Here is a 940-nt window from a genome sequence, read left to right on the forward strand (position 1 = left end):
GGCCAAGCTTCAAGACAAGCCCGCTAACGCTTCGGATGCCTGATCCCAATCGCACGGAAGTGGCCGTGCATGATGCGTTCGTGCGCTTTGAAGATGCACAGGTCGGACGTCATACTCAGCAATGGCATGGGTTCTGGGGCGTCGTGCGCCCTTTGCGCTTCTGGGCTCGCGGCAGCTGCTATTACTCAAACTTCGGACCGACTGAGAGCGACTTCCGTATCTCTATCCATCAGAGCCACGTTGCGGACATTTTGCGCCGTTATAGCCTTTCGAATATCGAAGACTTGGCCGGGCACTATCTTCTTCTTTTTGATATCGCCAGGCAGTCAAATTCCCTGCGCTTCACGGCAGATATCAATTCTGTCAATCACATCGGGTTCCTCTTCAACGAGGAAAGCAATTAGCAAAGCCCGATCAGTTTAGGCATCTGAGCTCTATCCCCACGGGTCGCACCATGACGCGATATCTATAGAACACACACTGCGGCAACACAGAGCCGACAGCTGTCCTGAACAACACTGCTCGCGCCAGCCTTTATACCTCGCTCTTACTGGCACGAGATTTCCGCGCGGCAAGCACTGACGCCCGCTTCAACTGCGCTGAAAATTGCCCAGAGGCATAGCCGGGGAGCAAAACGGATGGCGTAAAAAGCGCCAGCGTGTCAACGCGCTCTTGGAGCGTCTCTGGCTCGCAAAATGCGGGAACCGGCAGACCATCCCTGTCCACATACACCCTGCGCAGCGTCGTCCCGGGCGGCTTGTAGTGCCCTGAGATGCGACCAATCACAGGCTCTGGCTGCTCAGGCTTCATCCCGGTTGCGGCCAGCGCCCGATCCAGGTGGGTGATGAGGTAGTGCCTAAATGCATGAAATCCCATGCCAGGATCAACAATGCCTTGGTCTTTCACATAGGCCGAGAACTGCCGACTGAGCTGCCTGCCC

The 940-nt window shown here is 56.3% G+C and carries 2 pseudogenes; one reads left to right on the plus strand and one right to left on the minus strand.

Annotated elements, in window-relative coordinates:
* Positions 1-404, plus strand: a pseudogene (locus AC1DQP_RS20975) (hypothetical protein); the annotation flags it as partial.
* 130 nt (positions 405-534) lie between these two features.
* Here the strand turns inward: AC1DQP_RS20975 and AC1DQP_RS20980 are convergent.
* Positions 535-940, minus strand: a pseudogene (locus tag AC1DQP_RS20980) (hypothetical protein); the annotation flags it as partial.

The organism is Stenotrophomonas sp. P5_A8 (genome assembly GCF_056400545.1).